At 40.8% G+C, this 25,340-nt stretch carries 18 protein-coding genes; 8 read left to right on the top strand and 10 right to left on the bottom strand.

The annotated features are described in order from the left end of the window. From rpsR to ACN20O_RS11535, 6 genes are all read right to left on the bottom strand, one after another. Positions 1–645, bottom strand: a complete 645-nt coding sequence (gene rpsR / locus ACN20O_RS11560) for a 30S ribosomal protein S18 (RefSeq protein WP_185903046.1) — start codon at positions 643–645, stop codon at positions 1–3. An 82-nt stretch (positions 646–727) separates the two neighbouring features. Further along, entirely contained in the window at positions 728–3,601 is a 2,874-nt protein-coding gene (locus tag ACN20O_RS11555; RefSeq protein ID WP_491634083.1) for a S8 family peptidase, read from the bottom strand. 9 nt (positions 3,602–3,610) lie between these two features. Continuing rightward, positions 3,611–6,694: an SNARE domain-containing protein gene (locus tag ACN20O_RS11550; RefSeq protein ID WP_491634082.1), complete on the bottom strand. Its 3,084-nt coding sequence runs from the start codon at positions 6,692–6,694 to the stop codon at positions 3,611–3,613. A gap of 131 nt (positions 6,695–6,825) precedes the next feature. Further along, positions 6,826–8,022: a hypothetical protein gene (locus ACN20O_RS11545; RefSeq protein WP_491634081.1), complete on the bottom strand. Its 1,197-nt coding sequence runs from the start codon at positions 8,020–8,022 to the stop codon at positions 6,826–6,828. A gap of 154 nt (positions 8,023–8,176) precedes the next feature. Then, positions 8,177–9,073, bottom strand: a complete 897-nt coding sequence (locus ACN20O_RS11540; protein WP_491634080.1) for a hypothetical protein — start codon at positions 9,071–9,073, stop codon at positions 8,177–8,179. A gap of 262 nt (positions 9,074–9,335) precedes the next feature. Further along, positions 9,336–10,187 carry a hypothetical protein gene (locus ACN20O_RS11535; RefSeq protein ID WP_491634079.1) on the bottom strand — a complete coding sequence of 284 codons (852 nt, stop codon included), beginning with the start codon at positions 10,185–10,187 and terminating at the stop codon, positions 9,336–9,338. A gap of 208 nt (positions 10,188–10,395) precedes the next feature. On the opposite strand from ACN20O_RS11535, the gene ACN20O_RS11530 reads away from it, so the two are divergent. The 3 genes from ACN20O_RS11530 (at position 10,396) to ACN20O_RS11520 (ending at position 15,640) form a co-directional block, all read left to right on the top strand. Then, positions 10,396–13,911: a hypothetical protein gene (locus ACN20O_RS11530; RefSeq protein WP_491634078.1), complete on the top strand. Its 3,516-nt coding sequence runs from the start codon at positions 10,396–10,398 to the stop codon at positions 13,909–13,911. 3 nt (positions 13,912–13,914) lie between these two features. Beyond that, on the top strand, positions 13,915–14,325 hold the full coding sequence (locus tag ACN20O_RS11525) for a response regulator (RefSeq protein WP_491634077.1): 411 nt from the start codon (positions 13,915–13,917) through the stop codon (positions 14,323–14,325). 88 nt (positions 14,326–14,413) lie between these two features. Then, complete coding sequence (locus tag ACN20O_RS11520) at positions 14,414–15,640, top strand: isocitrate dehydrogenase (NADP(+)) (RefSeq protein WP_491634076.1); 1,227 nt, start codon at positions 14,414–14,416, stop codon at positions 15,638–15,640. Positions 15,641–15,675: 35 nt separating this feature from the next. Here the strand turns inward: ACN20O_RS11520 and ACN20O_RS11515 are convergent, their stop codons facing one another. Continuing rightward, complete coding sequence (locus ACN20O_RS11515) at positions 15,676–17,454, bottom strand: hypothetical protein (protein ID WP_491634075.1); 1,779 nt, start codon at positions 17,452–17,454, stop codon at positions 15,676–15,678. 192 nt (positions 17,455–17,646) lie between these two features. Continuing rightward, positions 17,647–18,279: a hypothetical protein gene (locus tag ACN20O_RS11510; RefSeq protein WP_491634074.1), complete on the bottom strand. Its 633-nt coding sequence runs from the start codon at positions 18,277–18,279 to the stop codon at positions 17,647–17,649. Positions 18,280–18,524: 245 nt separating this feature from the next. Here ACN20O_RS11510 and ACN20O_RS11505 point away from each other — a divergent pair, with 245 nt between their 5' ends. From ACN20O_RS11505 to recJ, 5 genes are all read left to right on the top strand, one after another. Then, positions 18,525–18,899 (top strand): hypothetical protein, encoded by a 375-nt coding sequence (locus tag ACN20O_RS11505; protein ID WP_491634073.1) that lies wholly within the window; start codon positions 18,525–18,527, stop codon positions 18,897–18,899. A 147-nt stretch (positions 18,900–19,046) separates the two neighbouring features. Next, a complete protein-coding gene (locus ACN20O_RS11500; RefSeq protein ID WP_491634072.1) occupies positions 19,047–20,423 on the top strand; it encodes a C1 family peptidase in 1,377 nt (458 codons plus the stop codon). Between the two features lie 158 nt (positions 20,424–20,581). Further along, the gene (locus ACN20O_RS11495) at positions 20,582–21,430 is read left to right on the top strand and encodes a hypothetical protein (RefSeq protein WP_491634071.1); all 849 of its coding nucleotides are present in this window, start codon (positions 20,582–20,584) and stop codon (positions 21,428–21,430) included. Positions 21,431–21,664: 234 nt separating this feature from the next. Continuing rightward, positions 21,665–21,913, top strand: coding sequence for a hypothetical protein (locus ACN20O_RS11490; RefSeq protein ID WP_142410042.1), 249 nt, complete (start codon positions 21,665–21,667; stop codon positions 21,911–21,913). A 37-nt stretch (positions 21,914–21,950) separates the two neighbouring features. After that, positions 21,951–23,648 carry a single-stranded-DNA-specific exonuclease RecJ gene (gene recJ / locus ACN20O_RS11485; protein WP_491634070.1) on the top strand — a complete coding sequence of 566 codons (1,698 nt, stop codon included), beginning with the start codon at positions 21,951–21,953 and terminating at the stop codon, positions 23,646–23,648. Positions 23,649–23,693: 45 nt separating this feature from the next. Here the strand turns inward: recJ and ACN20O_RS11480 are convergent, their stop codons facing one another. After that, on the bottom strand, positions 23,694–24,707 hold the full coding sequence (locus ACN20O_RS11480) for a hypothetical protein (RefSeq protein ID WP_491634069.1): 1,014 nt from the start codon (positions 24,705–24,707) through the stop codon (positions 23,694–23,696). 91 nt (positions 24,708–24,798) lie between these two features. Beyond that, a complete protein-coding gene (locus ACN20O_RS11475) occupies positions 24,799–25,338 on the bottom strand; it encodes a peptidylprolyl isomerase (RefSeq protein ID WP_491634068.1) in 540 nt (179 codons plus the stop codon). Between the last annotated feature and the right edge of the window lie 2 nt (positions 25,339–25,340).

Raw genomic sequence — 25,340 nt, 5'->3', positions numbered from 1 at the left:
CTAAGCTCTATCAGCTGTACGGTTAGATAGGTAGCTTGAAATCCCAAGGTTTCTAGCGTGCTTAATAGCAGCGTTAGCAAATCTTTGGTGTTTTCTAGAGATACCTGAAACGCGAGCTGGAGAAATTTTTCCGAACTCAGAAACTAACCAGTTCCAAGTTTGAGGATCTTTCCAGTCAGCTTTGATTTTCTTAGCTGTGAACCAGCAAGACTTTCTCTTAGCGAATTTACGACGGTCGTCTTCCATATCTTCGAATCCTGACTCATCGTCGTCTTCGTTCTTGTTATCAAGAACTGAACCACGGTGTGCTTTCGAAAGTGGAGACTTGAAGTTCTTCACTAGAGTTTCTTTTTCTTCATCAAGACCAATGTTGAAGATAGCTGTACGAAGAACGCCTTCATTGATACCAAAACGACGAGTTAACTCAGTGTTAGCTTGTGTGTTTGATTTGTACATGAAGTAATGGAAGTGTCCGTGACGAGCACCGTTTGCGTATGGTTGAGCAAGAGCAAGTCTTCCCCAATCGTCTGCGATAAGAACTTCACCATCGAAGCCTTTAAGTGCGTCTTTCACGATCTCTGCGATCTGTGCGTGAGCTTCTGCGCCAAGCTCCGGCTTTGTCACTACTGACAATTCATAAATCATAAATCCCCCTGGACTAATAAAAATTAGGTCCTGACCCACCATGGGCCAGGACGAGTATGTTTTTAGACTGGGAAATTTAACACTAAAGGTGCGACATTGGAAGGAATTTGAGAGTGATTTCCTTAGATGGGCTTGTGCACAAGAATACGTAATTGTACTGGGTCTTATCTGCCAGGGTTTCTGGAAGCAGAGGCACACACCCATTCGGGATCCCGATCGATAGTGAAAGTGGCCTAATAAACCCGTTATTCTCAGTATCTACCATACTATACAGGCGCTCACCGTAGATCAGAGTTGAGTTAATATAAACCCCAGGACGGCCTTCCGAGAGGATCGGAGTGATCGTTTCTGAGAAGCTCTGGCCCGGAAAACTTGAGTCACGGTAGATCGGAAGTGACGCTTTTTTGCCGTTGTCACGCAGCACTGTAAGGCTCGAGCGACTTTCTACTAAATAAGTTTTAGCGCCATTTTCAGCAAAAGTGGCCGTTAGAGCGATCACTGGGTTTTCCCAATCTTCGTTTAAATGCTGAATCGATCCGATCTCGTGATCGTTTTTAACTAAAAACTCAGCCGTTGCTCTATTGAGTAAAGTTGTAAAAATCGCTTCGTCAGTCACGTTTCCGTTTTTCGAATCGATGATTGGGTAAATCAGCGACTGATCAACTGCTTTTTCCGTCGATAAACTCGAAAGCTTAGAGAAGTTATTCCCTTCAAGCGAGATCGTCGCCTGGTGAAGCTGACCGATACCATCTTCGTCTACAACAATCAGTGACCTGATCACACCATTTCTCGACTCTTCCATCGTCTGTGGGAATGGTTTTAGTAAGTAAACTGACTTCGTATCAAATGTTCCAAGGATGCCCATCTCTTTGCGAAGGGCCGCCATCATTTTCACTGAGTCCACTACGCGAAGCTCGATCTCTACTTTTTTATCTGTCACTTTTGGATTCAGATAGAACTGGTGAGACATCGCTCCGATCACGCGATCAGAGATCTGTTTTGAGTTATCTGCTTCCGGCATTGTGTATGAGCGGTAAATTGAAGGAACCAGAATATTTCCAAGTGTCGGGTTCTTCACCTTAATCCACTCAAACTTCTCCATACCTCCATCAATCGGCAGACCTTCAAATGTTGAAAGTGTCATCGACCATGTCGAGTTTTCTTTAAACAACGGATTTAGTTTTTCATCAAGAATGTAGAACTGAAGTTCATCTTTCTTGTTTGAGAGTGTGTAGATGAAATAATCCAGCTTGCCGTCCATGTTGATGTCTTGACGGTGGATTGAAAGCACCTTGTTTACTTTTGGAAGGGTGATCTTTTTCACAGTAAACTTTCCGCCTTCATTCGTTAACAGAGACACAATTGAAGCGTTTTCAGTTTGTTTTAGTTTTTCCTGGTAAAAATACTCAGGGAAAGCAGTTTGTCTGTGTTTATCAAAAACGCGGGTCATTCTTGAAAGGCGTCTGTCTCCACTGATAACGGCCATGTCATCAAAACTTGCCTGACCAAGAGAGTGAGCGATTAAAGCTGCATCGTTATTTAGATTGCGGCTAAAAACTAAACTTGTTGTGTAAGTGCGATCATCAATCTGCACAGTGAAAAGAATGTGAGAGTCCCCGCTCATGTCTTGAATCAATCCGCTCACCGGAAGACTCAAAGATTTTTTTGCCTGGATATTTTCTACGCTAACACAGTTTTGATCTAGCTCAATGGCCTTTGATCCTGAACGCAGGCACACCAGTCCTTTGTAATCGATGTTTGAAAGATTCTTTAATTCAAGATTAAAAGCAAATCTTCTATCTCCAGCATTGAACTTAACTTCTGTCAGTCCTTTCATTAAAGGGTTAACGAAAGCTTTTTCCTCTTCTTTCGCGGCAAGTTCAAGCAGGGCCTTCATATCAAGAGAGCCAAACTTCACGAAACGAGAAGATGATTCTTTTGCCAGTTTCTTTACGCTTCTAAAAAGCAGGCTTCTCACCTGATCGTTAGTTAAACCAGGGTGAAGAAGTTTTAAGTTTGCAAGTGCCGCTGTCACATAAGGAGCGGCCTGGCTCGATCCACGTTTTGCTTCATAGTTTTTGATACGAAGAACACGCGACTCCAGAGCGCGCGGGTAAGTACTTATGATTGATTCACCTGGAGCTACTACGTCGACTTTTGATCCATGGTTCGTGAAATCTGTCAAGTCGCCACGGTTATCGATAGCACCAACGCAGATAACGTTTTCGTAACTACATGGAAATGTCGGAAGATCTTTATTGTTGTTTCCTGAAGCCGCAATAACGATCACGTTATTTTGTTCAGCGTAGTCGAAGGCCTGACGAACTTTTGCCAGATCAACCAGCTTTGGCCACCCTAAAGATAAGTTAATAACTTCAGCACCATTTTTTACTGCAAATGTCATGGCATCAGCAATAACATCGGTAATAACTTTTCCGTTATACACAAACCCGTTAACTGAACTGTTGATAACTTTTAAAGGCATGATCTTTATACGTGAATCGGCCGCTCCGGCGATCCCGGTAGCATTGTTTCTATTGGCCGCGATCAAACCTGCGACGTGTGTCCCGTGACCTACATCGTCCGTAAGAATTGTGTTGTTATCAAGATAGTTGTAACCATAACAAGGGCGGTTGGCCGCGTTTGTTGCTCCAGCACAGAGTTTTTCATTGTACCAGATACGCTCTTTTAAATCCGGGTGTTCCAAGTCCAGCCCACTATCTAAAACGGCAACGATTAATTCTTTCTTTTCAGTTTTTTCCTCTTTAGTGTCTACCCAATTGATGTCCACTCCAGGAAGACCTTTTACCTGTACACGCTCCAGGTCTGAGATGTTTTTTAAAATAACCTGACCGCTATTTTCCAATGCCCATTGTTTGTTATAAAGCGGGTCGTTGGTTGTGGCCATTGCGGTTAAACTTTGAAGAACAAGAGTTGTAAAAATAATCTTTTTCATGACAACCACCTATAGTCCTTCGCGAATCCAGCCACCGCTGAATTCTCCGCCAGAAAGTCCTAATAAATCCTTTACGACATCAAGTGGTCCGTTCCACTGCTTGCTGCCGATTTTACCAATTGTATTTGAGTATAAAGTGTCGTTCAACACTTCAGACTTCTCTCTGAAACCATCGATAGTTCCGTAGATGTACATATTGTCTACACCAATAAGTTTCTTAAAGTCGTTGAAGTCCAAGTCATCCATCATCTTTTCAAAAAGCTCTACGCTACAATCTGCCATCACCTCATCGTTTTTCGATTTTGGGCATTTTTTAATAACACTCTTAAGTGACCAAAGGTCTCCACACACAGCACTTCTCTTTCTGTTATCGTCTTCAGAGCACCATCTTTCTTTTTTGTACTTTACTTCTAAAGGCAGTATGTCTGACTCTTTAATTGAGTGCAGTCGCTCGATCCCTTTATTGTAAAGGTTCATGTGGTAACCGACATTAAACAGGCGAAGTTTTTTGAAATCGATCTGACCGATATCAAAAAGTGGGTACTGAAATTTCTCGTTTACGTTCGTCATAAACTTTCTGACTTTCTTCTCGCTCATTCCCCAACCTTGTTTGACATCAGAAAGAGACAAGAATTTCTGGGCAAAACGTTTGTTAGTATCAAGACTTGCTTCATAACGAAGCTTTTGCGTGTGCGAGCGCCCAAAGAAGCTCTCTCCCGGGTTGCGATTTCCGTCTTCTGTGATTCTTACGTCTTCTACTTCTTCCTTAGCCAGGTAGTAATTCAATAACTGCTTTGAGAAAGCTTCCGGGTTAAGACCTGTTAAGAAGTCTTTTTCTAAACTGTAATAAGTCCCTTCCACGCCGTCTTTTGCTTTTAAGTCGTAGTACGTCTTTCCTGTCAAAGATTTCATTCTCCAGAAAAGAAGAGATAAACTTCTTGTTCTGTCTTTAAACTGCACGTCCAGTTTTACCGGCGGGTTGTTCTTATCAAGAAGTTCAAAGTCTTTATTCTTTAGAACGTTATAAACCCCCAGTGCATTTGAGAACAGATTTGGGTTTTCTGATAAGTCAGTTGAGAGGTTAACCATGTACGAGTTAACGTTATAGTGTCCTTTATCAAGCTTAGCACTTACCTTAAGCCAGTTTACATAGCTGCTCACAGTAAAGCTGATGTCGACGTTTCTTACGAATCCTGAGTCATCATAAATCTGAAGAACCTTAGGACTCTTTTTGTACAAGTGAATACGTTTTAAAACAGAAACACTTCCAGAAACTCCAATCCCTGCTCCAATTAGACCTTGGTTAAAGTTCAAGCGCACGCTTGCGGAAGGAACTAATCGGTCAGTGATGATAAGTGATTCACCAACATCCAGGTTCTTGTCAATTTCTGCAAACATTTCTTCAATGCGTTTTTTCTGTTCATCTTTAGCTGAGCCGGTTTCATCTGCCTTTTCTCCAAGTTTTTGCAACTCTGACAGTGAAAAGAACTTTTCTTTTAATGAACGTTTCAAAAGTCCCACAAACATATTTTTGTATGGCTCTTTTAAACTCTCTTTTAGATTCCTGACTGGTTTTAGATGTGAATATGAACGCACCAGCGATACAGAAGCTTTTGCACTTCCGGCCAGGTCGTAACCAAGACCTTCAATTCCGGCAAACATACCGACGTCTGCACTTGCTCCAAATGTATCGGCAAGCTGAACTAAGTTATCCGTCCCCAGGTAATTCCCCAGGATGATATCTCTTGAAAGAAGTAAATTAACGTCAACCACCGGGCTGTACCAAGAACCAACTTTAATTGGAAGAAGCTCACCTGTTTCTACGAAGTGATCCAGACCTTCCTTAAATTGTTTCTGGAAGTATTCTGTTCTCTTTTCACCTAAGTCAAAGATCGACATTTCTCCGTTTAACTTATTAACCAGGTTATCAATGATGTTACTTTGAATTTTTGAGTAAAGAAAAAATCTCATCTGCTCAAGCGGAGACTCAGCGTCTCCATAAGCAAAACGAGAAGCATAATCAGGGTACTCCTTCTGAACGATTTTACCTTCTCTTAATGCTGAGCCCATTGTGATCTTGGCATTAAAAGCAATTTCTGCCGTCTTCAAAGAGAAGAGCTTATTAAGTGAGTTTCTTCTTGAAATGAGTTTTTCAACAAGAACCAGCTCTACTTCTTTTGGGAACTGAGCATCAGCAACAATCTTCTGGAAATCGGCGCGAGTCAGTTTATTTAAACGGTTTAACATCCACACAGCATCATCTACAGTTGTCGCAAAATCGTTTGCCGTAAAATGCGAAAGGATAACAGACTTGTTATCAATCTTTCCGTCAACCCAACTGAACTTGTTCACACTTTCATACAGGTCAACAAGTGAATAAGGGATAACCAGTGCTCTTAAAGAACGGCTGTTGATTGTTTGAGTTGGGATCCCCATCGATACGTTATAAAAATCGTATTCATTGGGTTCAGTCACAGCAACGTCTTTTAAAGTTACTGTCAATTGATCAGCTTTTACTAAATCTGTAGCGGCCCATCTGTCAGCTGCTCCAAGAGTGGCTTCTGGGATTTCTCTTTTTAGGAAACTTTCCATCGCCGCTTTTGAATTAAACTGGATAGTCACTTTTCTTAAGTACTTCATCGCCGGGATTTTATATCCCAGAGCGCGAAGAAGATTTTTTCTCATCAGCATCGTGTGCAGAGTTTTATCTAAATGGATGGTGTAAACCTTATTCCCATTAGTCGGAATCGCGTTAAAGCGGTAAAGGCCGGTATTAGAAAGAATAGAACCTTCATATGAAAGGACATCGTTATCGCGGATAGCGATTTCGCTTTGGTCATCGACACTAGTGACAGAGCTGTCCCAAAGATCATTAGGTCGCGGATTTAAGAGCGATAAATCCACTTTCTGAGAATTTCCTAAGATATCCGCTTCGCGGCTGGATAAAACTTGATCGTTATAAATTAAATCGTCACTGGCCATCCTCAATCCCTTTTGCAGAGGAATGAAGGACTCTCCTGCATACGCTTGCACGTAAACAAAAGACGTAAAAAGGACGCAAAAACTCATTAGCCTATTAAATTTTGTTTTCATAGTATGGTCCTAAAAGCAAGAAATGATCCAAATAATGGGTATTGTAGCGCTTTATTAAATCAAGAGATTAGGACCGGATAATTTTAGGGACAGGTGTCTATAGTTTAGACACCTGTATTTTTGCTGTTCGTTTATTTAGAAAGGCTTGGAAAGGCCGCCAGGTAAGCTTTGTACTCGCGAACCAGAGTTGTTGCCGGAGCTGGCGTGTTGTTTTTAAGCTCACACGTTCCTGGTTTTGGAACTCCAGTGAAAAGAACCTTCTCACAATCGATCTCAACCTTACACTCTTTAAAGTTACATTCTACTTGCGGGCGAGAAAATGGGTTGTACGTCATATCCCCTGTCACTAGAGCTTCATCAAGTTTTGCTTCACACTCACCTCTTAAGTCTTTTTTCGAGCTTACCGGGCAAAGGAAATCAAAGACTGCTTTTTTATACTCAGCAAGCGAGCTGTTCTTCTTAAGATTGATTGTCAGCGTGTGAGACAACATTGATTTTGCCATCACTCTCTGACAGTCAGCTTCTGAATTTTTCACACAAAAGAACTTGTAGAAAGGAAGTCCTCCAGCTCTGTACGCTCCCCAGAAACCAACATAAGGTGTGTTGTCTGGCTTAAGTCTTTGGCATGTTCCAGTTTTACATTCAACTTCTTTATCATATGAAAGAGCGTTTGTTTTTGCCCAGTCAGAGTTTGGTGCATACCCTTCTTCTGAAAGATAGAAGTTTCCATCTGAATGCAGTCTTTGGAAGTTTGTCGATGTCATCGATCCTGCAACTGGAATCCCCCAGATGTTTGATAAAAATGGAGCCAGGTTAAATCCTGAATTACAACCATGAAGATAAGCAAAAGCATCTTTCATGAAATTCGGCTTTAAGGATTCAAGACCTTTTGTTGTAATGTTTAAGCGGTTCGCTCTTCCATCCAGGTGAATCCCGAATTGAGCAGAGCTGTGGCTAAAGATATCCAGAGAAAGAATTTTCTTAAATTTTGAAACTTCCTTAATAAATTCTTTTCCATCAAGAGTTGAGCTGTCATTTCTTTCAATCTTAAAACCGTAACGTTTTAAATTCCATTCGCTCCCCATTTCTTTTTCGTTAATGGCAATCAAAGCAATCTGGTCTTGTGGATAATTCTCAGTGTATTTAACGGCCTTGGCCTTTGCCACTTCTTCAAAGAGAAGTCCCAGGTCATCGCCGTTACCAACCACCATCACGCGCGTTGGTTTATTAGGATCAAGATTTTCAGTATTATAAGAAGCTACATGGTATGAAGCATGAGCTGTAGAGATCACGGCCAAAGCTAAAAAAGCAACGACACTTTTAAACATACATCCCCCAAGGAGTTAAATAAATCTCGCATGGTTCTACCTCTGCCCGTGTGGCCAGTGAAGATGGGTGGTAATTTTTACGGCCACAAAAAGAAAAGCCCCCGCATATCCTGCGGGGGCCTCAAGGACTTAGACGGTTAAGTCTAAGAGTTGATTAAAGAGTGATACCGAAAACTTCTGGAAGAACTCTTTGCTCTAGGTTTGAAGCGCTTGTTCCCAGTTTTTCAGCGATTTTGGCGATTACGTCTTCTTTAGCTTCTGTTGATTGAGTTGCCTTTTGGATCTCTTCAAGACTTACTCCAGTAAGTGTTTTCATATCCCCAAGAAGTGCAAGTTGATCTTCTTGAGTTAACTCACCGTTAGCACGTGAAAGCATTTTCTCGATTTTTGATCCTAGAGTAACCATCGACATAGAAGTCTCTAAGCTTACATTGTATACGAAAGACACTTTTGATGCTTTCGCGAAGAATTTTTGTTGTTCTTGTTCTTTGGCCATTAAAGATACGTCAGTTGATCCAACTTCATCTTCATATAGATAGCCAGATTGTCTTCCTTCGTAGTAACCAGAAGAAAGTCTGTCTACTACTTCGTAGTCGTTACCGTAGTAATCACCGTTCAGGTTACCAGCAGTCACATCACCAGTTTCGATCTTTCTGAATTCAGAAGCCACGGCTCTGTTATTAGAGTAGTAGTCGTAATAAACGATTGAACGAACATATTGTAGTGAGACGGCTTTATATTCCTGGAATTTAGCATCCCAGATAACAAACCAGTCGTCCTGGCCCGCTTGCTGTGATCTTAGTGTTTCGTTTGTATAAAGCTCCACTCTTGAAGAGTAAGTGCTATCTACTGAGTTAAGTGATGAAACGAATTCTGAAGCTATAATATTAGCTGAAGAATACTGTCCATATGTAGATGTTGGAGTTGATCCACCACCGCCTGTTGATGGAGGTGTATATGTTCCACCGCCTCCTCCGCCACCGCCGCCGCCTGAACAGCTAGCTAAAGTTACTAAAAGTGCGAGCATGGATAGTTTAAAAAGCGATTTCATAATTAATTCCCCCCTCAGGAAATGTCGGTTGATTAATTCGACATATTCGATTTGTAACAGGGGTAAAAAAAATAGTCGATCTTTTCACTCAACTTGTAAGTATTTAAGATTTTTGCAGATTTTTTCGGAATCAAGCTGACACCAACGATGATAGTTTAGTTTCTTTATGACACCAATTTGGTCGGGTTTTGTGGATTTTGGGCAAAAAAAAGGCCCGCTGTGAAGCGGGCCCGTTTTATTAATTAAGACTCTTTCGAACTAATTAAAGCGTGATACCAAAAACTTCTGGAAGGAATTTTTGCTCTAGGTTTTGAGCAGAAGTTCCAATCTTAGCAGCAACCTTAGCAAGAACTTCTTCTTTAGCTACAGAGTTTTCTCCCGCTTTTTGTAGTTCTTCAAGGCTTACACCTGTAAGAGTTTTGATGTCTCCAAGAAGAGCGGCTTGGTCTTCTTGAGTAAGCTCTCCGTTAGCTCGCGTTAGCATTTTTTCGATCTTTGATCCTAACGTCACCATCGACATAGATGTCTCGATGCTTACGTTGTAAACAAGAGATACTTTTGCAGCTTTGTCGAAGAATTTCTTTTGCTCTTGTTCTTTAGCAAGAAGAGAAACGTCTGTTGAAGTTGCTTCGTCTTCATATAGGTATCCAGAGTTTCTTCCTTCGAAGTATCCAGATGAAAGTCTGTCTACTACTTCGTAATCATTTCCATAATAGTCACCGTCTAGGTTACCAGAAAGGATATCCCCTCTTTCAATAGATCTGAACTCAGAAGCTACAGCTCTGTTGTTAGCATAGTAATCGTAGTAAACGATTGAACGGATATACTGAAGGGACACAGCTTTATATTCGCTGTATTTTGCATCCCAGATTACGAACCAGTCTTCTTGTCCTGGAACTTGAGATCTAAGAGTTTCGTTTGTGTAAAGTTCAACGTGAGATGAATAAGTTCCATCTACTGAGTTAAGTGAGTTTACGAACTCACTCGCAAGGATGTTTGGTGAGTAGTACGTCCCGTAAGTCGAGTGTCCACCACCGCCGCCTCCGCCGCCGCCACCGCAGCTAGCAAGTACAGCAAGCATCGCTAACATTGATAATTTTAAAAATGCCTTCATTAAAACCCCTTTTGTGAAGTGTGTCGGATACCCGACAATTAATGTCTCTCTAGTAACACTATTTAGTCTTTATAGTCGACTTTTTCACTCAGCTGCCAGTTTTTTACAGTCCGTGAAAGAAAATTAGTCGCATAACGACCCCGATTCTTTTAAAGATCGCGTCAATTTTTGCCGTTAAACCACTAGGAACTATGTTTAGGAACAGGTCATGAAAAATTTACTCGTAATTGTGCTGACTGGGTTGTCATTTGAGTCATTTTCTGCGGAGCTTGATTCAATTGCGTTAATTACTCCTACAAACTATGAACGCCCGTCTTCATTTTCACAAACGATGAAGTCTAAAATGGCGGCCGGTGCGGCCGATCTGTTCAACATTAATATTGAAAAGAAAGTTACAGAAAAAATTGCGCCTTATAAGAGTGATCTCGCAAGCTATTACCCAAAGGCGGGAGAATTGGATGCTTTTGTAAAAAGTACAGTCCAGGCCGGAATCAAAAAACACCTAAACCCTGTTTCTGATCAAAACCTCATTGGTTTTTATGGCTACTTAGGTAACAACCTGATTGGAAAATTCGCTGATAAAATTCTAGAGAAAGAAGGAGTCACTGACCCGGCCAGACGTCAGTTATGGGTTAACAAGATGACTGAACCTTTTAATGACTGTATCTCGACGTCATTAAACTCACAGTACGATGCCAGTCATTGTATTGATGCTCTTTCGGCAAGCTTAGTACCTAGTGCTGGTATTGGGATCGTGTATGAACTTTCACGTGCAAGCCTTAACTCTGCCCTTCCTGCCATTGAACGAACTCCTTTCAATAAAAGCCAGGCCGATCTTTATAAGTCTTGTATTGTTAAAACCAAGTCGACTGCAACAGATGTAAAAAACTGTGCGCTCTCGAGTATGAAGACAGGTGTCTCTAAAGTTACAGACATCTCGCTGACTAAAACAATTAGAGAAAAGGCCTCTTCTAAGGCCAACGGCAACTTGATTAAAAAAACTGTGTGGATCAATTTCGATTCATGTGTAGACAAAGTTGGCAGCAACATTACCAGCAAAGTGACTTATACAGACCAGTTCATGGGCTGTATTGATAACCTGGTTCAAAGCACTGGATCACTTTTAGTTGAAGATAAAATTTCGAACACTCCGGCCGTCAAAGATGCGATGAGTGCAGCAGAGGTAAGAAAACTGGCAAGCGATAAGAGTGCTCAGTTTAAAACTTGTGCTGAAGCTCAAAAGAAAAAAGGGGCCAGAGACGACGGGATGCTGGATATCTCTCCTTGTGAAAATGCAATCACGAACGAAGTAACTTATAAAGTTGTAAGTGCAACTTTAAAAAATACGGCAAAAACCTCGCTTAAGAGCGATAAGGCCATGTCAATTAAAGTTGGAAATGAAGGTGTTGCTCTTTTAGATAAGTGCTGGAGCAATCAGCAAACACCAAGTGCGCGCGAGAACTGTTTAAGAAAAACCATTCTTACCTTTTCACAAAATGTAGCGACGATTAAACTTAACGAGGCCATCCCTGCAGGTATGCCGGGGAAAAGTGACTTAAACAAATCATCAGTAAGTGATCTGGCAAAATGTCTTGATAAAACTCTGCCTGATAATATTTCAGAAGCTCCTGACTTAAATAAGAGACTGGGAAGCTGTACTGGTAAATTAACCCGTACTGTGGCGATGAAAGTTGCCGACCACCAGATCAGAGATACGGCCAAAGGAAACTTAACTAACGCCGAAGCAGACGCGCTGGTTAAAAACCTGGTTCAAGGTGAATTCTCTAAATGTATCGGCGACTCTCCAGAGGACGACGAGCTTGAAAAATGTAGCAACTCTCTTACAATTAAAGCAGCAAAACAAATTTCAAGCACCAGCTTCTCAAAAGAAGTTTACGGGTATCTTGCAAAGTCCGGTGGTCTATCCGCTCTTGGTTTAACTAAAGCTCAGGTTGATACTTTTATTTCAAACCTGACGAAATCAAACAACGAGTGTATCGACAAAAAAACAACTGGCGTGGTCATGGATCAGGTCAACTCTTGTATTAAGGGGTCTGTTAAAAAGATCGCCTTCTTTTTTGGGGAAACTCAATTCAACAAGAGTGTTGGAAATATGTACGCCGGCCGCGATGCTGATAAAAAAACAGTTGAAAACCAATTCAAAAAAGCGCTTGGCGACTGTCTTGGAACAAAAGACGGAAAAGAATTTTCAATCTCTGATTATACCAAGAACTTATACACATGTTCTGACAAGGTTTCTTCTTCAACAACGATGTTAGTTGGACAAGATCAGATCGACACTTCATTAAATGATTACCTGAAAGACCGTCCGGGAATGGATCTTTCTGAAAAACGCGCAACGATCAGAAAAACTCTGATGACAAACTTCCAGTCTTGTATGGCCAAAGAAACAAAACAAGACAAGTGTGTTGACAGCTTAAAGCGTGAAGCGACGAAATCAATCGTAGTTAACTATGGACGCGTGGAAACTCAGGTGCAGCTAAATGCAGCGAAGACTCCTTCTGCCCTACGTCCGGTTGAAGATGAATTCATGGCCTGTGCGGATAAAGACCTTGCTGGTGACGCTCTTTCTGCTCACCTTGATGAATGTACAAAAAACTTTGCCATCAACTTTGCAAAACAACTTGGTGCTCTGAAACTTAACTTTCTTCTTAAAGGTGCGCTGGGGACTGCAGATTTTAATGCTCAAAAAGCAGACATTGACGACTCTATTGCTAAATACAACAAATGTCTTGATGACTTAAAACAATACCCAATGGCCCAGGTAACTGCTAAGTTAAGCGTTTGTACAGATGCGCTTACCAACCGCGGGATGAGCATCGTAAGAAGCAACATCAACAACTGGATGACGACAGAACAAAAAGATGCAGCAACCCTTATGATCAAGCGAGAGTTCTCAACTTTCCTTCCATGTCTAAGTGCCCTTCTTCCGTCTTCGCCTTATACACAGCAAATGCAACAGAACATTGATTCATCGGTAAAACCGCTGGCAATTCTTCTGTCTCACTACATCGAGTACAACCCTGAAAACGCCAAACACACGCTTGATGGGATTATTAAAAATCTATCTGTTGATTTAAACGATGTTGCTAAAACAAAAAAGGCAAAACAAGACTTACTAGACTTCCTTTACCAAAGTGGTGGTTTAGATCAATTCCTAAAGGCCATCGTAAGAGGAACAGTTAAGGACTCTCTTGCTGGAATTTCTGAAAAAGACGTTCCAATGGAATTGAGAGACGTGCTGCTTAAGAAAGAAAACTTTGAAGAAATCTTCAATACTCCGGAAGGCTCTCGCATTAAAGACACCGTAATGGAAAAAATCTTAAAGCCAGCACTAGTTGATGGCGCTGACATGAGTGGCCCTGGATTTAAGGCCAACATGGATGCCATTAAAGACAATGTTGTGAAGCTTTTAATTGATGCTCCTTCTTTTGGTGAAAAGGCCATTAAGATGAGTATTCAAAACCAGATAAATGAAATGGGCGGTGTAACTAAATTCTTCGCTAAAACTCTTTACGGAGGAGACGCTCTGTTGTGGGAAAAAGTTCGCCTGACTGAAGACGGGAAAAAAGCTGAAGCCTACATCAAACAATACGTCCTTGAACCAAAATTCAAGGGAACAGTTCAAACTGATGAAGAGAAGAAGAAGGCCATGAAAGAGGCCGAAAAGTTAGTAACTAAAGCTGTAAAAAATTACGGATAAAAAATGGCAATCATCAAAGCTGTGACTTTTAAAATACTAGTGGCCAGTGAGAATGTTAATTTTAGAAACATTCTCGCGGGTAAGCTACGCATGCTTGGCAACTTTGAAGTCGAATTTGCGACTGGTGGCTTTCACCTACTCCACCTTCTTGAACACAAGCGCGACCACAATATGATTATCTGTAACGAAGACATGGCCGACATGCCGGCCCATGAAATCATTTCGATGGTAAGACAGTCTAGAACTAAGGCCGAATTACCAATTTTATTTATATCTAAAAATGGCGACGAAGAAGAAATTTGCGACATGATCTTCAACGGGGCCAATGACTACATCGTCCAAACGGCCAACTATCAGCCCATTCTGGATAGAGCTCAAAAATATCTTCAACAAATGAAGGTAAATGCAGCTTAACCCACGGCGCTGAATATAGACGATCCCCCCTTTTCTCCCATAGAATCAACTTAAATTTTAGCAACGTACAAACGTAAGGAATATGCGCATGACAAAGATCAAAGTAGCTAACCCTGTGGTGGAGCTTGATGGCGATGAAATGACCAGAATCATCTGGAAGTTCATTAAAGAAAAACTAATTCTTCCATACATTGATGTAGATATTAAGTACTACGATCTTGGAATGGAACACAGAGATGCGACTAATGACCAGGTAACTGTTGATGCTGCTGAAGCGATCAAAAAGTACAACGTTGGTATCAAGTGCGCGACAATCACTCCAGATGAAGCTCGTGTAAAAGAATTCAACCTAAAAGAAATGTGGAAATCACCAAACGGTACAATTAGAAACATTCTTGATGGAACTGTTTTCCGTGAACCAATCATCTGTAAAAACGTTCCTCGCCTAGTTCCAAACTGGACAGCACCAATCATGATCGGTCGTCACGCTTTCGGTGACCAGTACCGTGCAACGGATTTCGTTGTTCCTGGAGCTGGAAAGCTTACGATTTCTTTCGTTGGAGCAAACGGCGAAAAAATTGAAAAAGAAGTTTATAACTTCAAAGGTCCAGGTGTAGCTCTATCTATGTACAACACAGATGAGTCTATCAGAGGATTTGCTCACTCATGTTTCAACATGGCCCTTTCTAAAAAATGGCCTCTATACTTCTCTTCTAAGAACACAATTCTTAAGAAGTACGATGGTCGCTTCAAAGATATCTTCGAAGAAATCTACCAAGCAGACTACAAGAAGAAATTCGAGTCCCTAGGAATCGTCTACGAACACAGACTAATCGACGATATGGTTGCCTCTGCTCTAAAGTGGAATGGTAACTTCGTTTGGGCATGTAAGAACTACGACGGTGACGTTCAGTCAGATACAGTAGCTCAAGGTTTCGGTTCTCTTGGACTTATGACTTCAGTTCTTGTCACTCCAGATGGAAAAACAATGGAAGCTGAGGCAGCTCACGGAACTGTTACTCGTCACTACAGAATGCACCAACAAGGTAAGCCAACTTCAACTAACCCAATCGCTTCTATCTTTGCGTGGACAAGAGGACTTGCTCACAGAGGTAAATTAGATAACAACGCACAACTTGTTCACTTCTGTGAAACACTGGAAAAAGTTTGTGTTGAAACTGTTGAGTCTGGAAAAATGACTAAAGACCTTGCGGTTTGTATTCATGGAGATAAAGTAGCAGCTGATCAGTATTTAACAACTGAGAAGTTCCTTGATGCTCTTGATGAAAATCTAAAAAAAGCACTTAAAATGTAACTTTGAAAAGGGCCTCGAAAGAGGCCCTTTTTATTTTAGTATTCTAAAAACTCTAGTCCATTAACGACACTTACAATCTTCTTTATCGCAATATTATCATTTGGTGTGGCCAGTGCTTCTTTGATCTGCACTCGCTTTCCCTGGTACAGGTAATAAAGATATGTCTGAATATTCTCTTCATTAATTGCTTTGTGGTTCACACCTAAGTTTCTCAATTGCTTTAAAAAATCCGCACTAATAGCAATCGTGGCGACTGCTGCATTCTCCGGATCAGTCAGATTGGTTTTACTGATGCCGTAATCTTCCATGATCACTTCTGGTATAACTTTTAGCTGAGTCGGTCCGCGACTGTTTTTACTCGTATCAAGCCCGTTTCCTTTGGCCAGAGAAACGGCCCCCGGCAAAAATTCTTTTAGTACATACTTCCAGTTTTTACCAAAATCAGATTCAGGAGCAAGAACTCCAACCGCAAAACCGGCCAGGATATTATAATCATCATTATCAACTTTCAGAACCTGCATTAGATGAGTTTTCTCTCTCTCCAATGTATTAATGTAATCAGAGACAAATTTAGATTTGTAGCTATGTCTGATCTCCAATTTGAACTTAATTGCACTATCAATCGAGTAATTCAAATTTCGGCTTTTGCGATAAAATTGATACCCACTAAAAGCAAGTCTCTTATTTTTAATTCTGAATTTGTGAGCTCCCACATCCTGAGGTAGAATGTAAAGAGGACCCTGAACTCGGATTCCTTGAGCTTGTTTACTTTTAAAAACTTCTCTCATCCCTTTGTCTGATAGTGCCTTGGCATAATAAGTATTTCCTTTTTCAATAAGTCCGTAATAGATACCAGCGCCTCCCGCATTCATGCGGTCATCAGTTGATGCAACGTCGATATTTATTTTTCTTTGCAGTCTCGCCGACTCATCATAGAAGGTCAGTGTTTTTTCTTTTTTATTTAAGACAGCAAAATCAGACAATCCATAAAACTTATGAAAGTGCTTAATCGTCTCTATATTAGAAACACTGTGAATGACTGCATTCGAGTTTCTGTATGAATTAAAAGATCCGCCGACTTCAGAAAGAAGCCTGAATCCGACATGCAATGATTCGACTTCAGATGGATTATATTTAAATTTAGTCACTTTTAAAGATGGAACACGCATTAGTGTCGTTTGAGCATATCTCACCAGCTCTCCATCAATGCTGACATCATTTAGATTTTCAGAGACGGCCATATTTAATTTATTAATTAAATTAACCAGCTGAGTTTTAGAAATTTTTTGCTGCAAACAAGCAGTGGGAAACTGAGCTAATTCCTGGTCTAACTGACCTGATGTCACCAGGACAGAATTATCATTTTTAGAAATAATTTTATAAATCACATCACTAAAAGAAAAACTAGGATCTCCCTTGTCGGCAAGGTAAGCCAAGTAGAGAGCCCCCATCTCGGCCCGGTCTAACCCCATCAAAGAGGCAACGAGAACAAAGTCGGCATTGTTGATGCGGTTATTTTTTTGCCAGTAATTAAAATTCTTCGCCCTATTTTTTAAAGACTCATAAACTCTCCCCTGGGCCTTACTGACAATATCGCGGGCCGCTTCTTCAAATGTTGCGTAATTTTCCAGGACCGCAATCTTGGCCATATTAAGCATCGCTCGCCCATAAAGGTTCCCCAGCATTTCTGGTGAAAGACTAGAACCCAACTCGCGGTTGGAAACAATGGCAGGGTTACAGCTTGCGGCCTGTGAGTTAGAAACACCCGCGAATGGAAGAGAGAGCAAGGTAACTAAAAATAATTTTGAAATCATATTCAACATCCTTTTCAAGAAATAAAATATGATTTCAGATGCAAACTAATGGCCACGAATAATTAAAATAAGCATTTGATAATTAGAAAGGGCACTGACTAAATTTTTGACGATGAATAAAAATTAAGACAAAAAAAGGGAAGCTTTCACTTCCCTTACATTTAGTAAACATTCTTAATTTTCACTCTCAAATTAACGACAGATTGTCTCTCTATCGATGATTTTTTCAGACTCTGTTCCACGAGCTGGAAGGCTAGCGATAACGGCAGTCGAGTTCTCTGGCATAAACTCTATGCGAACTTCGCGGTCTGTTCTCTTGTAGTGGTAAGAAATATCTTTTAGCCCGTATAAAGTGATCACTACGTCTTTACAAACGACATCACACTTTCCAGTTTCTTTTACACACACTTTTTCACATCTTCTTTCTGTGATTTGTCTTTCGCATTTTTCAGTTGTGTCTGTGTATCCCCAGTGGTCAACATTTGTTGTGATTGTCCCACTTACATTGAATGGCTGCTCAATTTTTCTTCCTTCGATATAGAATTGTCCATTTAGTGGAAGTTTTAAGCTCTCCTCAGATTTGATTGGAATATCCACTTCTCCCAGTGATCCCCCTTTAAGTTCAAGGTTGATATTTTTCTGGCTTTTAACTTTCAGCTCAGTTGAGTAAGATCCTGGCTCGATTTTAATTGTTTTTGTTTTTAGATTTAGGAATCCTGATTTCTTCTTCACGCTCATAGCTTCACGAACTTGAAGTGAACCATTTAATTCCACGCATGATACAGATAGCAGTAGAACACCTAATAACAACATTGCTTTTTTCATGAAAATCCCCCTCAGATTTTTTTTGCTTGATTAAGCACGAGACTCCTAGGGCAAGGCCTGTGCCAACAAAAACATCAGGTGTTTGAATTACATTTCAATAAGATCGCCAATAATCTTGCAGTGACTATATATCACTGGTGCCATAATGATCCTGAGAAAATGGTGTCACTATCTTTTTTACACATGCTCTTTACTGATCTTTATAGAAGTCATAAAAACGCCGCATATAACCACACGGGGGATCTATGAAGTACTTAATGCTACTTAGCTTAATGTTTGCTTTTAATGTTAAAGCTGACACTGACCTAACAATCAATGACGAACTAACACTTGCTGACGAAGCAATCCAAGCTCCTACAATGAACATTGAAGGACAATACCAAGTAGCTGAACCAACTCCTGCTCCAGCTCCAAAAAGAGTTGAAGTAAGAAAACCAGCTCCTAAGAAGTTAACGGCTTCTGACCGCCTAAAACTTTTAAGAGAAAGACTTGAAGAAAGAAACCGTATTATGGTTGAAAAGAAAATGGAACAAATCAGATTCCAACAAGAAATGGCGCTTGCTCGTCAACTTGAGCAATCAATGAACCAACAGTTAAAAGCACTAGATAACGTAAAGTAATCACTCTTTTATAAAGGCGCCTCCGAACCACGGGGCGCCTTTTGTCTATCTCTTGAACACACTCTCTATGTAATTCTTTCACCCCGCCACTCTTTCCTAAATAAATTGCGATAATAGTTCAAATTTAAACCTTAAACGGGATTTCTTATGAAGAAGATGCTTCTAGCGACTCTTGCTTTAACAACTGTTATGCAGTCATGCGCTCCTAAAAAAGCGGAAACTGCTGGTGCATATAAAGATAAAGTCATCTTAGGAAAATTCTACGATGCTGTTGCCAACTCTACTTTTAATGAGTCTCAACTAACAGACCTTCCAAGAACTATTAACTTAAATGACCAGACGACTGCGGCCAAAAATCAAAGTGACCGCGGAACTTGTACTTTTTTTGCAACAACTGCTCTTTTAGAGAGTGCAATTAAAATCGACCTGGAAAAAGACGTTAACCTTTCTGAAGAGTTTATGAACCTGGTAACTAAATACTCAGGGTCTTTCAATACTGAAGAAGGATCATCGGTAAGCTCTAATCTTTCAGCAACTAAAAACTACGGTGTAATGCTGGAGAGAGACTGGGGCTATCAGCCTTCATGGTTCCAGAAGGGACTACCATGTGAAAAATATGAATCGTCAAATTCAGCAGCACCTAAAGAGTGCTTCATGCACAACGTACCAAGTGAAGAAACACAAAAAAATCTTATTGCCTTTGATGGCTTTAAATACGGAAGCGTTCAGAAAAACACCAACGAGATCATCCGTTTTTTAGCTAAATACCAAAGACCACTAACTGTTGACGTTTCAGTAAACTTTGATGGTTGGCCGCAGACTGGAGATGTTTTTTATAATGCTGACTTAAGAAAGGCCTGTTTACAAGCACCGGATAAATGCGGTGGACACTCGGTTCTTATCACGGGATACGATCTTAATAAGAAAGTTTTCTTCTTTAAAAACAGCTGGGGCAAGGACTGGGGTAAAGACGGATATGGGACAATGACATTTGAAATGATCGATCGTTACGTAACAAGTCCTCTATACTGGGCGCAGGCAACAGAAAAATTCTCTGTTCCTGAAGACCATGCTAAAACATATTTTAAAATGGATGACTTTGCAGCGACGGCATCGCTAGATGAAGTCTCGTTAAAAGTGGAAGCCACAGGAACTATTTCAAATATCAGCGGACAACTTGTTTATGTGAGTTCGTTCCTGGCAAAAAAATCGCGCCTAATCACTGAGCTTCCAGGCGATGAGAACTCTACTCTAGTTCCCCTTTCATCTCCAGAGTCCACTCTTTTAGGAGAGAATTACTATAAGACCTACAAGTACTTCATCCCTCAGAGTGAACTAAGAATGGGCTGGTCGGCCGAAACTCCTCTAGTGCTTGAATTCCCGGCAAAAGGAAGAAAGATGAAGACCCTGAGTGACCTTTTAAGCTCATCAGGCGAAGAAGCCGTACTTAGAACAACCATTTATGTTCACACGGATGATGAGTCATATAAGATCTTAAAGCGCACATACCAGACGGTCGATTAACTCTATAAATGTCTAAAGTTTTAACAGGAATTTTTTATCTGTTAATACTTTAGACAGTTCTTCTCCTTCAATAATCATTAGTATCAGCCCCTTACCTCTTGGCACATTAGTTGTAATAAGAACTGCATATCACTTACGTTTCTCACCAAGGGGATTATATGAAAAAGCAGTCGATGATGTTCCTTACGTTCTCAGCTCTACTAACAGTGAATGCATTCGCTCCTCAAATGTTTTGGGATCAACAGAAAACAACTGGTCGCGCTCCTTCTAGCTTAGAAGAAGACCGTCTGGAAAAACTTGAACAAGAGAAAAAAGAAGCCGCAAAAAAAGAAGAATTAAAAAAGAACGAAATCAACGTTCAATGTCTTAAAGACGATAAGTCATCAAAGCTTGATGAAGAAATCAAAAAGCTTATGGCCGATAAACAGGCCATTATTAAAGAGCTTGAAGAATTAAAGAAAGCTAAAAAAGAAGATACAAAAGAAGACGCTCCTAAAAAGGACGAGCCAAAAAAAGAAGTAGTTAAGGCTGATACGAATCAAGATGTCTTGATGATCATGTCTCAATTGACATCACTGATGATCTCTCAGCAGCAACAACAGCAAATGATGATGCAGCAGATGTTCTCAATGATGGCGCAACAAAAACCACAATACCAATCGCCTTATGATTCATTCTCGCCAATGAGTGGATACATGAGCCCATACGCTTATATGCACGATAGCTTTAATAACTTTGGTTACATTCCATACGCGCCATTCAGCGAAATGGGTGGATACCAAGGGATTGGGATTGGTTACCCAACAGCACGCTCTCCGTACCAACAACAACTTGGTGGGATGGACCGCGCACCTTCTCAGGAAAAAATGGAAAGGTACTACTTCCAGCCACAGTTCCAGGAACAGTCACAGGCCCAACCACAACAGCAGCAGCAATCAATGCCTCATGATGGATTCAACTTCAGTGTAAATTCATCAAATGACTTTAACCGCGTACGTTTTGAATAATTAGCTTCTTTCCCCCAGGAAACTACACACATAGGCCGAAGGAGTTCCCCCTAACTTCTTCGGCCTTATTCTTTTTATCCGACCAAAAAACTCCAGTGAAAAAGTGGAAATATTTACCGCTTTTTCCTAAATCTTTTCCATTACACTCACGACAAGCTTGTATAAGCATTCTTGAGCTAAGGAACGGTTCAGGAACAACTAGTAGGGACGCAATTTAGTGAATAGGATTTCACCATGAAAGTAGAACTAAAAGGTCAGATTAAAAACGATAAACTTATCATTAAAAAATGCCACATTTGCGGTCAGGTTAACGAATCTCACCAGGAACCGCAAAAATGTACGCAATGCAAGAAATCTTTCCTTCCTTCTAATTACTTTTCAAAAGTTCACTCTAAAAATCAATCAGATTACGAAAAACTTTTCGCTTACGGTCATGAACTTCATGACGAAGACGTCATAAAAGGTCTTACAGTTCTTTGGTAGTTGCTCCCTTTTCGTAGTTTTAATGCTATGAATAGTTATGCAACAACTTCATCCAGTCGTCCTTAGGCTCTTTCAGAAAAAAGGCTTTACTCATTCAATGATTGAAGACTTTCTGTCATGGGATTTAAAAACAATTCCCGATATGGGCTCGCTTAAAGATTTAGGTAAAGCTTCAGCGCGAATTATTGAGGCCATTGATAAAGAAGAGAAGATTGGAATCTACGGCGACTACGATGTCGACGGGACAACGTCATGTGCTCTTCTCTATCACTTCTTCCACATGCTGGGAGTAAACGTCAGCACAGTTCAACCTTCACGCTTTGTTGAAGGTTATGGTCTGCACCTTTCAAGCATTGATGAAGCTGTTGCCAACAATCTAAAAATTTTAATCACTGTCGACTGCGGGATCACAAATAATGAAGCCGCCGATTACGCTCGTGAAAAAGGTCTCGACCTGATTATTACCGACCACCACAAAGATGCGCGCGAAACAATGCCGAACGCCTTTGCGGTTATCAACCCAAACCGTCGTGATGAAATCGACAATCCCCACTATGACCAACTAAAAACGATGGCGGGAGTAACGGTTGCCTTTGCTCTTGCCGTGCAAATCAGAAATGATTTGATTAAGATGAATCAAAAGATTCCTTCGATCTACTCGCTTCTGCAATTTGTGGCCATTGGAACAATCTGTGACCTTGCCCACTTATCACCACTAAACTTAAAACTTGTCCGTCACGGACTTAAACTTTTAAAAGACACTGAGTACCCGGGGCTTCGTGCCTTTTTTACCAGTGAAGAATTAAAAGCAAAGAGCATTCCTTCTGAAAAACTGGCCTTCCATGTGGGACCATTAATCAACTCTAAAGGAAGACTAGAGCATCCGGAAGCTTCGCTTCAACTCCTGATTTCTGACAACGCAGAAAAAGCGCGCGAGTACTATGATTTACTGGTGAGCTGTAATGCTGAAAGAAAATTTATTCAGAGTGAAGTTTACAATGAGGCCCGCGAACAAGTCGTAAGAGAATTAAAACACCACGACGGCGAACACTTAATCACTATCGTTTATCAGCCTCACTGGCACGAAGGCGTTATTGGAATTGTGGCCTCAAAATTAGTAGAGGCCTTTAAAGTACCGGCCATCGTCTTCACAGACTCTGAACATGAAGGAATTATCAAAGCTTCATGCCGAAGCGCTGGTGACCTGGATATTTTCTCACTCCTCAAAAAAGAGTCCGAACTCTTTATTAAGTTCGGAGGCCACAAGGCCGCTGCCGGGCTTTCAATGCCAAAAGAAAACCTTCGCGCGTTCATTGATAATATGAATGCCAGCCTAAAAGATATTCCAGCGATCACTCGCACGAGAATTGATTTTTACGACCTGGATATTGATGCTACAGAAATCAATCCTCAACTAATGCGCGACCTCGACCTGCTTGAGCCGTTTGGAATGGGCAATGAGAAGCCAAAATTCCGCATAAAAGGCGTTAAGCTGGATTCTTTTGACCTGATGAAAGATGTCCACGTGAGATGGAGCCTTTCAAAAGAAAAGGTGAAATTAAAAGGGATCAGCTTTAACTATATCGGCAAACATGAGGCCATCACTCCAAGTGAGGTCTACTTAACTCAGAATTTAAAACAAGAAGACCTGTCGGTGTATTTTACGTTGGGATTGAATCGTTTTAATGGGAATGAGTCGATACAGTTGATGGTCGATAAATTGGAATTTAGTTAACAGACCACAAATAAAAAAGGGAGCTTTCGCTCCCTTTTTTTTTGATTACTTCAGGATATTGTAGTTGAAAGCAATACCAGCGTAGATTTTTTGCTCTTCAGTTTTTGAAGAAGCTGGTTTTGTTTCTTTGCTTTCAGAGTTCGCGTATACAACGTGGTAACGGAAGTCTTCATCTTTGTTTGGAACGAACTCAAGACCTAATTCCCAAGCAGTTCTTTCTGATTCGTTTGATCCAGTTACGATTCCATCAAATCCTTTTTCCCCATCTTCTTTAATGAATTTAGCGAATGGTTTGAAGTTTTCATGGTTGTAACGAACTGTAGCTACGATAGAGTTAAGTTTTGCGTCTCCAGCAGCTGAAAGTTTTTCTTGTTCAAGAACAAGGTAATCAGCTTCAACTGTGAATTGAGCAACGTTTAAACGTAGACCAGCTGACATGAAAGTGTCGTATTGACCAGCGCGAGTTGTCCCTTGCTTGTGGTAAGAAAGAACTGGCTCGATCATTTTGTTCATGAATGATCCGTAGTAAGCTGCACCAACAACTTTCTTATCTGTGAAAGGAGTTTGAGCAGTATCAGTTTGTTGTAGGTACTGTAGGTAGATGTTTTGTTCTGCTACAGAGTAACCAGCTGTAAGACCCATTAGGTTATCAGCAATGTTGTCGTTGAAAACTGAAGTTGAGTATACATCTCTTGAAGAATATTCGTTCTCATGTCCACCAGTTAAAACAGCTTGCTTACCAACCATTGCTGAAATCCCGTGTCCGAAATCCTTAGTTAGGAATGCTTCGTATACAAAGTTTGTTAAACCATTGTCTTTTGAGCTGTTAGCTTCTTGGAAATCAAGAGTTAACTTAGCAGTCATTGTATCATTTAACTTAGCGTCTGTTACCAGTCTAAGGTATGATGTTGTCAACACACCTGAAGAATCTTTTCCAGGGTTGTTGTCAGTTTCAGTACGAACGTAATCAAAACGTCCTTTTAGTCCCATTACAGTGTCTAGTGCCATTGCCGAACCTGAAGTAAGTGCAAGAGCAGCTACGATAGTCAAAGCTTTCATTTTCTCTCCTCGAGTGTTTTTAACAAAAAGAAACAGCAATTAATTTTGATCCCGCCTTTGCATTGGTGTCAAATAAAAAATTAATCAATGCTTATCTCTTAATTGTTACTTTCTCGATCTTAACTTCTTTTACTGGACGATCCCCAGGTCCTACAGCAGTTTTTCCGATAGCTGAAACCACATCCATCCCACTTACAATTTTTCCGAAGACAGTGTGTCTTCCATCTAAGTGTGGAGTTGGAACAAGAGTGATGAAGAACTGAGAGCCGTTAGTCCCTGGACCTGCGTTTGCCATCGAAAGAATTCCCGGGCCAGAATGTCTTAGACCAGGTTGAGTTTCATCTTTAAATCTGTATCCAGGGCCGCCTCTTCCTGAACCTTCTGGGCATCCACCCTGGATCATGAAGTTGTCGATTACACGGTGAAAAATCAGTCCGTCATAGTAAGGCCCTTTTTTCGCTGGAGTTTCTTGTCTGCCTTCAGCAAGGTTAATAAAGTTCCATACTGTCTCAGGGCATTCTTTAGCAAATAGTTCTACTTCGAACTCTCCCATTGTCGTCGTAAAAACTGCGTTTACGCGATCAAGGTTTTCTTTGTGTTCACTTTTTTTAACATCTCCAAATCCAAACATAT

It is taken from the genome of Bacteriovorax sp. As-1, from assembly GCF_058446905.1.
The sequence above is the reverse complement of the archived record's forward strand: the minus strand, read 5'-3'. Positions and strand labels throughout refer to the sequence as shown.

What these genes read in the sequence shown, in the direction of transcription:
- ACN20O_RS11550 (WP_491634082.1), bottom strand. Translation starts at nt 6,694, where the DNA reads ATGAAAACAAAATTTAATAGGCTAATGAGTTTTTGCGTCCTTTTTACG.
- rpsR (WP_185903046.1), bottom strand. Translation starts at nt 645, where the DNA reads ATGATTTATGAATTGTCAGTAGTGACAAAGCCGGAGCTTGGCGCAGAA.
- ACN20O_RS11545 (WP_491634081.1), bottom strand. Translation starts at nt 8,022, where the DNA reads ATGTTTAAAAGTGTCGTTGCTTTTTTAGCTTTGGCCGTGATCTCTACA.
- ACN20O_RS11475 (WP_491634068.1), bottom strand. Translation starts at nt 25,338, where the DNA reads ATGTTTGGATTTGGAGATGTTAAAAAAAGTGAACACAAAGAAAACCTT.
- ACN20O_RS11495 (WP_491634071.1), top strand. Translation starts at nt 20,582, where the DNA reads ATGAAAAAGCAGTCGATGATGTTCCTTACGTTCTCAGCTCTACTAACA.
- ACN20O_RS11555 (WP_491634083.1), bottom strand. Translation starts at nt 3,601, where the DNA reads ATGAAAAAGATTATTTTTACAACTCTTGTTCTTCAAAGTTTAACCGCA.
- ACN20O_RS11510 (WP_491634074.1), bottom strand. Translation starts at nt 18,279, where the DNA reads ATGAAAAAAGCAATGTTGTTATTAGGTGTTCTACTGCTATCTGTATCA.
- ACN20O_RS11505 (WP_491634073.1), top strand. Translation starts at nt 18,525, where the DNA reads ATGAAGTACTTAATGCTACTTAGCTTAATGTTTGCTTTTAATGTTAAA.
- recJ (WP_491634070.1), top strand. Translation starts at nt 21,951, where the DNA reads ATGCAACAACTTCATCCAGTCGTCCTTAGGCTCTTTCAGAAAAAAGGC.
- ACN20O_RS11530 (WP_491634078.1), top strand. Translation starts at nt 10,396, where the DNA reads ATGAAAAATTTACTCGTAATTGTGCTGACTGGGTTGTCATTTGAGTCA.
- ACN20O_RS11535 (WP_491634079.1), bottom strand. Translation starts at nt 10,187, where the DNA reads ATGAAGGCATTTTTAAAATTATCAATGTTAGCGATGCTTGCTGTACTT.
- ACN20O_RS11525 (WP_491634077.1), top strand. Translation starts at nt 13,915, where the DNA reads ATGGCAATCATCAAAGCTGTGACTTTTAAAATACTAGTGGCCAGTGAG.
- ACN20O_RS11540 (WP_491634080.1), bottom strand. Translation starts at nt 9,073, where the DNA reads ATGAAATCGCTTTTTAAACTATCCATGCTCGCACTTTTAGTAACTTTA.
- ACN20O_RS11480 (WP_491634069.1), bottom strand. Translation starts at nt 24,707, where the DNA reads ATGAAAGCTTTGACTATCGTAGCTGCTCTTGCACTTACTTCAGGTTCG.
- ACN20O_RS11500 (WP_491634072.1), top strand. Translation starts at nt 19,047, where the DNA reads ATGAAGAAGATGCTTCTAGCGACTCTTGCTTTAACAACTGTTATGCAG.
- ACN20O_RS11490 (WP_142410042.1), top strand. Translation starts at nt 21,665, where the DNA reads ATGAAAGTAGAACTAAAAGGTCAGATTAAAAACGATAAACTTATCATT.
- ACN20O_RS11515 (WP_491634075.1), bottom strand. Translation starts at nt 17,454, where the DNA reads ATGATTTCAAAATTATTTTTAGTTACCTTGCTCTCTCTTCCATTCGCG.
- ACN20O_RS11520 (WP_491634076.1), top strand. Translation starts at nt 14,414, where the DNA reads ATGACAAAGATCAAAGTAGCTAACCCTGTGGTGGAGCTTGATGGCGAT.